5 protein-coding genes are annotated in these 7513 nt (G+C 73.6%); 3 read left to right on the top strand and 2 right to left on the bottom strand.

Going from position 1 to position 7513, the window contains the following annotated elements:
* Together ABZ815_RS47935 and ABZ815_RS47930 are read left to right on the top strand one after the other, a co-directional pair.
* The coding region (locus tag ABZ815_RS47935) for a response regulator (protein ID WP_357708750.1) at positions 1 to 2324 on the top strand (2324 nt) is incomplete at its 5' end.
* Positions 2325 to 2343: 19 nt separating this feature from the next.
* A complete protein-coding gene (locus ABZ815_RS47930) occupies positions 2344 to 4602 on the top strand; it encodes a SpoIIE family protein phosphatase (protein WP_357708748.1) in 2259 nt (752 codons plus the stop codon).
* Between the two features lie 82 nt (positions 4603 to 4684).
* Here ABZ815_RS47930 and ABZ815_RS47925 read toward each other — a convergent pair whose 3' ends face one another.
* On the bottom strand, positions 4685 to 5278 hold the full coding sequence (locus ABZ815_RS47925) for a helix-turn-helix domain-containing protein (RefSeq protein ID WP_357708746.1): 594 nt from the start codon (positions 5276 to 5278) through the stop codon (positions 4685 to 4687).
* A 78-nt stretch (positions 5279 to 5356) separates the two neighbouring features.
* Here ABZ815_RS47925 and ABZ815_RS47920 point away from each other — a divergent pair, with 78 nt between their 5' ends.
* Positions 5357 to 6310, top strand: coding sequence for a zinc-binding dehydrogenase (locus ABZ815_RS47920; RefSeq protein WP_357708744.1), 954 nt, complete (start codon positions 5357 to 5359; stop codon positions 6308 to 6310).
* Positions 6311 to 6313: 3 nt separating this feature from the next.
* Here the strand turns inward: ABZ815_RS47920 and ABZ815_RS47915 are convergent, their stop codons facing one another.
* Positions 6314 to 7489 (bottom strand): acyltransferase, encoded by a 1176-nt coding sequence (locus ABZ815_RS47915; RefSeq protein WP_357708741.1) that lies wholly within the window; start codon positions 7487 to 7489, stop codon positions 6314 to 6316.
* Positions 7490 to 7513: the final 24 nt, after the last annotated feature.

The raw sequence follows: 7513 nt of genomic DNA, 5'->3' as shown, positions 1-7513 counted from the left end.
AGTCCAACCTCGCCCGTATGTCCGGCCTCATGCAGGGACACCGCGACCTGGCGGCCGTGGCCGAGCTGGTGATGAACGAGCTGGCCCCGCTGGTCGGCGCCCAGTACGGCGCGTTCTTCTCGGCCGAGGAGAACGAGCTCCAGCTCATCAGCGCCTACGGCTACCCGGCCGACCCCGGCAGGCCCACGAGGTTCCGGCTCGGCGAGGCGCTGGTCGGCCAGGCCGCCCGCAGCCGCAGGACGATCACCATGGCCGACGTCCCGCCCGGATACATCACGATCTCCTCGGGGCTCGGCCGGACCGACCCCAGTTCGGTGATCGTGCTGCCGATCGTGGTCGAGGAGCAGGTGCTCGGCGTGATCGAGCTGGCCTCGGTGCAGGCGTTCACGCCGGTCCACCGGGCCTTCCTCGACCAGCTCATGGAGACGATCGGCGTCAACCTCAACACGATCGTGGCCAACGCCCGCACCGACGAGCTGCTCAAGGAGTCGCAGCGGCTGGCCGTCGAGCTGCAGGCCCGGTCGGAGGAGCTGCAGCAGCAGCAGGAGGAGCTCCAGCGCTCGAACGCCGAGCTGGAGGAGAAGGCCACGCTGCTGGCCCGCCAGAACCAGGACATCGAGACCAAGAACCTGGAGATCGAGCAGGCCCGGCAGGAGCTGGAGGACCGCGCCCACCAGCTCACGCTGGCCTCGACGTACAAGAGCGAGTTCCTGGCGAACATGAGCCACGAGCTGCGCACCCCGCTCAACTCACTGCTCATCCTGGCCCAGCTCCTGGCCCAGAACCACACGCGCAACCTGACCCCCAAGCAGGTCGAGTACGCCGAGATCATCCACTCCGCGGGCTCGGACCTGCTCCAGCTGATCAACGACATCCTCGACCTGTCCAAGGTCGAGGCGGGCAAGATGGACATCAACCCCGAACGGGTGCCGCTGCGCCAGCTCCTCGACTACGTCGAGGCCACGTTCCGGCCGATGACCTCGCAGAAGAACCTCGGCTTCCGGATCACCACGGCGCCGGGCGTGCCCGCCGACCTGCTCACCGACGACTCGCGGCTGCGCCAGGTGCTGCGCAACCTGCTGTCGAACGCGGTCAAGTTCACCGAGACCGGAGGCGTCGACCTGCGCATCGAACCGGCCGCGCACGGCGAGCTGCCCGCCGCGGTACGCCCGCACGCCCCCGCCATCGCGCTGCGCGTCATGGACACCGGCGTCGGCATCCCCGAACAGCAGCTCGAAGCCATCTTCGGCGCGTTCCAGCAGGCCGACGGCACCACCAGCCGCAAGTACGGCGGCACCGGCCTCGGCCTGTCCATCAGCCGGGAGATCGCCTACCTGCTCGGCGGCGCGATCACCGTCCAGAGCACGCCCGGCCGGGGCAGCGTCTTCACCCTCTACCTGCCGGTCGCCCAGCCCGGCGCCGAGGGGCACGCGACGGGCGGCGCGCCCGCCGGGGCCGTCGCCCCGCCGGTGGCCGGTCAGCCGCGGCGGCTGCTGGTGATCGAGGGACGCCCGCACGGGCTGTTGTCGCTGGTGGCCGAGAGCGTGGTGAACGGCCTGGCCGGGTCGCCCGACCCGCTCGGCGGGACCGTCCAGGTGGTCGAGGCGGCGGGCGCGGAGGAGGCGGCGAGCCTGCTGGCCGCCGAGCCGTGCCACTGCGTCGTGCTCGACCTCGACCTGCCCGACCTGGCCGCCTACAGCCTGCTGGAGGCCATGGACGGCGATCCTGGGCTGCACGGCGTGCCGGTGCTGGCGTACAACAACTGGCGCTCCAGCCCCTTGCAGGAGGCGCGGATCGGCGACCGGCCGCTGGAGCTGCTGTCCAGCCTCGACGAGCTGCGCGAGCGCATCGCCCTGCACCTGACCGCCGACCAGCCCGGCGACGTGCTGCCGCTGGCCAGGTCCAGGTCGGTGGGGGCGGCGTCGGGCCGGGAGATCGACGACACGCTGTCCGGGCGCACGGTCCTGGTGGTGGACGACGACGCGCGCAACCTGTTCGCGCTGACCAGCATGCTGGAGATCCACGGCATCGACGTGCTGCACGCCGACAACGGCCGTAAGGGCATCGACACGCTCGTCGCCCACCCGGAGACGGACCTGATCCTGATGGACGTGATGATGCCCGAGATGGATGGCTACACGGCGATCGAGACGATCCGCGGGATGCCCGGCTACGCCGACCTGCCGATCATCGCGGTCACGGCCAAGGCCATGCCGGGCGATCAGGAGAAGTCGCTGGCGGCCGGGGCCAGCGACTACGTGACCAAACCGGTCGACGCCGACCAACTGATCGAACGCATCCAGCACTGGATGGATCCGGCCTGACCCGGTGAGGAGTCGCGCCATGGGGAGTTCAGCCGAGGAGACGGGCCTGGCCAAGCTGGCCGCGACCGTCGAACGCCTGCGCGCCGAGCTGCACGAGGTCCGCCGCGCGGCCGACGACCGCGCGCTGGTCGAGCTGGCGAAGGGCATCCTGGTCGAGCGCCTGCGCTGCGCCCCGGCGCAGGCCGCCGACCAGCTCGCCACGCTCGCGGCCCGGACCGGGCGGTCGCCGGCCGAGCTGGCGGCCGACGTCGTCAACCGGGCCGCCGGCGACCCCATCGCCGACGTCTCGCTGACCGGCGCCGACGAGCTCGACGGCGCTCCGGAGCCGCCCGCCGGGCAGGCGGGGGCGGCCGTGCGGCTGCGGACGGCCGAGAGCGCCGCGCTGGGCGCCACGGACGCGCAGGCGGCGGCCCACGCCGTGCTGGAGACGGCCCTGCTGCCGATCGGCGCGACGGCGGTCGCGGTGTGGGCGGCCGGGCCGGACAGCTCGCTCACGCTGGCCGGGCAGGCCGGTTTCAGCGCCGAAGAGGCCGGGCTCTGGCGGCAGGTCCCGCCGGGGCTGATCACGCCCGCCACCAGCACGCTGGTCGAGCGCCGCACGCTGTGGCACACCACGCCAGGGCCGGCGTCGATCGGCCGTCACCAGCTCACCGGCGGCCGCGTCACCGCCGTGGCCCGGCTGGGCGGGCGGGTGCTCGGCGTCCTGGAGATCTGCTGGCCGGACGATCCTCCGCAGGCCACGCCCAGGATGGAACGCCAGATCGAGGCGCTGGCCGACCTGTGCGCCCTCACCCTCAACTCCCCCGGCCCGACGGTGCGCGCCGGGGCCGAGCTGGCCGAGCTGGCCGCCCTGGCCGACTCCCTGTCCGACCCGGCGCTCGTCCTCCTGCCGCAGCTCGACCCGCAGGGCCACGTCGCCGACTTCCGCGTCCATCACGCCAACGAGCCGTCGGCGGTGCGGGCGGGCGGGTTGCTGCTGGAGGCGTACCCGTTCGCGGCCGGGGAGCTGCTGGCCAGGATCGAGCACGTGCACGCCACCGGCGAGCCGTTCCGCGCCGCCGACGTGCCCTTCACCGCGACCTCCACGGCCGAGGTGAGCATCACCCGCCACGGCGCGAGCGTGCTGCTCGTCCGGCGCGACCACGACCAGGCCCGCCTGCTGGAGCACGCCCAGCGCCTGGGCCGCATCGGCGGCTTCGAGGAGAACGCCCTCACCGGCGAGATCATGTGGAACGCCCAGATGTTCTCCCTGTACGGCCTGCCGCCGGACGCCCGGCCGGTCCCGCTGGAACGCCTGCGCGATCACGTGCACCGCGACGACGAGGTGGCCGTGGGCCTCTTCCTGCGCACGGTGCTGCATCACCGGCGTCCGGCCGCGACGGCGTTCCGGCTCGAACGCCCCGACGGGGTGGCCCGACATCTGCGCGTGGTGGCCGAGCCGGTGTTCGCCCCGGACGGCCGGCTGACGGCGCTGCGGGGGGCCTACCAGGACGTCTCGCCGCAACACTGGACGGAGGTCGCGCTGGCCGTGACCCGCGACAGGCTGGCCCGCACCGAACGCCAGTCCGCCGCCCGCAACCGGCTGGCCCTGCAGCTCCAGCACGCCATCATGCCGCCCTCGCACGGCCGCATGGACTCCTTCGGGCTGCGCATCGCGGTGCGCTACCGTCCGGCGCAGAAGGAGGACCTGGTCGGCGGCGACTGGTACGACGCGGTCGTCCTGCCGTCCGGGTGCATCCTGCTGTCGGTGGGCGACGTGGCCGGGCACGGCGTCGAGGCCGCCACGGGGATGGTGGTGCTGCGCAACGCCCTGCGCGGCCTGGCCACCACCGGCGCGGGCCCGGCCCGGCTGCTGAGCTGGCTCAACCTGGTCGCCCGCCACCTCGCCGACCGCATGACCGCGACCGCGATCTGCGGCCTGTACGACCCCGCCACCCGCGTCCTGCGCTGGGGCCGGGCCGGGCACCTGCCGCCGATCCTGCTGCGCGGTTCGCGGGGCACCGAGCTGCCGATGGTCAAGGGCCCGCTGCTGGGCGCGTTCGCCGACGCCGCCTACGAGGAGGGGCGGCTCCAGCTGGAGGCCGACGACACGCTGCTGCTCTACACCGACGGCCTGATCGAGCGCCGCGACCACAACCTGCGCCACGCCCAGGACCGGCTGCTGGCCGTCGCCTCGCGTACGGCCACGACCCTCGACCACCGGCTCGACGACCTGCTCACCCACTGCAACTCCGACACCGACGACGACACCTGCCTGATCGGCGTGCACGTGCACTGAGCGGGGCACTGAGCGGGGCTCTGAACGGGGCCCGGCGCCAGGGTCGGGGGCCGGGTCAGGGGGTGCGGGCTCAGGCGGCAGGTCAGGCGGTGGGTGGGAGGAGGCCGAGGCGGTCGAAGGCCGCGGCCACGCTCGGGGTCAGCGCCGCCGGGTCGTCGCCGGCGACCGCGCGGCCGGCGGTGTAGCAGGCCAGCGCGAGCTGCGGGGCCAGGGCCGCCGTCTCGGCGGAGGCGCCGTGCTCGCGCAGGATCTCGGCCATCGTCTCGGCGAAGCGGCGCTGCTTGCGCGCCGTACGGTCGCCGAGCTCGGGGTGGTCGGCGATCAGCCGTTCGCGCAGGACGTGGCGGCCGGGGTCGAGGGTGGCCCTGGCGCACAGGGCGAGGGTCAGCTCGCGCACCTGGGCGAGCGCCTCGGGCAGGCCGGGCGGGCCGTCGCCGCGCAGGTCGCGGTGGTGGGCGGCCAGGTCGTCGAGCCAGTCCTGTTCCCCCGCGAAGAGGACCTCCTGCTTGTCGCCGAAGTAGCGGAAGAACGTGGTGCGGCCCACCTCGGCGCGCTCGGCGATGTCGGCGACCGTCACCTCGTCGTAGCCGCGCTCGGCGAAGAGCCGGTAGGCGGCCTCGATGATCTCGTCACGGGCTCGCTGTCGCTTGCGGGCGCGCAGGGAGGGCTGGGTCACGCGCCCAGTCTAGCGCTTCTGGACTCCGTCCCTTATGGTACCGAGTACCAATTGGAACCAGATGCCATAGGAGTTGTCATGCGAGCCGTGCAGATCACCGAGTTCGGCGGTCCCGAGGTCGTGCGCGTCCGTGAGGTGGAGGAGCCGCGGCCCGGCCCGGGCCAGGTCGTCGTGGACGTCTCGCGCTGCGGCGTGAACTTCGCCGACACGCTGATGCGCGAGAACGCCTACCTGGCCGCGACCACGCTGCCGGTGATCCCGGGCGGCGAGGTCGTCGGCAGGACCGCCGACGGCCGCCGCCTGGCCGCCCTGGTGCAGCGGGGCGGGTACGCCGAGAGGGCGGCGATCCCGGAGGCGAGCGCCTTCACGGTGCCTGAGGATCTCGACGACGTCGCGGCGGTGGCCCTGCTGGCCCAGGGGCTGACCGCGTGGTGGCTGGTCCGTCACACCGGTCGCGTCCAGGCCGGGGAGAGCGTGGTCGTGCACGCGGCGGCGGGCGGCGTCGGCTCGCTGGCGGTGCAGCTCGCCAAGGCGGCGGGGGCCGGCCGGGTGATCGCCACGGCGAGCACGCCCGCCAAGCGGGAGCTGGCCCTGTCGCTGGGCGCGGACGCCGCCGTCGATCCGGCCGCCGACGACCTCACCGCGGAGCTGCGCGCGGCCAACGGCGGCGAGCCCGTGGACGTGGTCCTGGAGATGACCGGCGGCCGGGTCACCGACCAGAGCCTGGCGGCGCTGGCGCCGTTCGGCCGGCTCGCCTTCTACGGGATGGCGGGCGGTGTCGAGCCTCAGCCGGTCTCGCCGCGCGCCCTCCAGCCCCGCTCGGCGACCGTCAGCGGCTTCTGGCTGCTCAACGCCTTCGACCGGTTCGACGTCCTGGCCGGGGCGTACGCGGAGCTGGCGGCGCGGGTGACCGCGGGCGAGCTGCGGGTGGTCTCCGGCGGGGACCGTCCGATGTCGGAGGTGCGGCAGGTGCACGCGGAGCTGCGGGAGCGGCGCACGACCGGCAAGCTCGTCCTGGACCCGCGCCGGTAGGGCCTATTGAGCGGTCAGGCGGCGGCCGAGCCGCTGCATCGGGCGTTCGAGGAAGCGGTAGGTCAGCCGGCTGCCCGGCAGCACGACGGCCAGGAAGAGCACGCTGACGCCGATCTGGAGGGGGAGCGGCGACCAGCGCATCTCCCCCGCCACCTCCATCAGCACGATGAGCACCGGCAGGTGCACCAGGTAGAGGGAGTAGCTCATCAGCCCGAGCCAGGTGAGCACGGCGGGCACCCGACGGCCCCGCCAGGCCAGACCGGCCGCGAACGTGAGCCCCGCCAGGGCGAGGGTCGTGCCCCACACGTCCGGCTGCACCCACCACCATCCGGCGCTGAGCGCCCAGAAGGGGGCGACCGTCACCAGCGACCCGGCCAGGGCCACCGGCCACAGGGAGCCCTGGCCGCCTTCCCAGCGGCGGATCGCCGTGCCGGTGAACATGACCGCGAGGATCGCCGCCCCGAACCAGGGGACGCGGCTGCTCAGCAGCAGCAGGACCAGGGCCATGACGCCGAGCGCGCACGCCGCCGTGTTGCGCAGCCGTCCGGAGAGGAGACACGCCAGCCCGGCGGCGAACACCGCGAACGACACCCAAGCCAGCCAGCCGCCGGTCAGCGGCGCCGCGCTCAGCGCCAGGCCGGCCACGACCGCGGTCACGCCGAAGGCGACGGCGACCAGGCCGCGCCGGTCGCGTACGCCGGTCACGAACAGGGCGGTGACCATCAGGTAGAAGACCATCTCGTAGGAGAGCGTCCACATCGTGTTCATGACCCCGGCGACGCCGACGACGTCCAGCAGCATCGTGGCGTGCGCCGCGGCCGAGGAGGCGTCCCTGGGCACTTCCGCGCGTACCGGGATCCACCAGGACAGGGCCAGGACCACGGCGATGACGGCGAGGTAGAGCGGGTAGAGGCGGAAGGCGCGGCCGATCCAGAAGGCGCGCACGTCGCCGTGCCGTTCCAGTGACGACGGGATGATGTAGCCGCTGACCAGGAAGAACACCAGGACGCCGTACACGCCCAGGTTGAAGAAGGTCGGGCGCAGCCAGGGCATCGCCCAGGTCGTCAGGTGTTCGCCGACGACGGCGAGCGCGCCGATGCCGCGCAGGGCGTCCAGCCAGGCGAGCCTGGACGCCCCCGAACGAACGACCTGGGGGGTGCCAAACGGAACAGTCGTCACGCACCCCAACGTATCGGCCTGACG

Origin of the sequence: Nonomuraea sp. NPDC047529 (assembly GCF_040642995.1) — a bacterium.
Lineage (GTDB): Bacteria > Actinomycetota > Actinomycetes > Streptosporangiales > Streptosporangiaceae > Nonomuraea.
The sequence above is the reverse complement of the archived record's forward strand: the minus strand, read 5'-3'. Positions and strand labels throughout refer to the sequence as shown.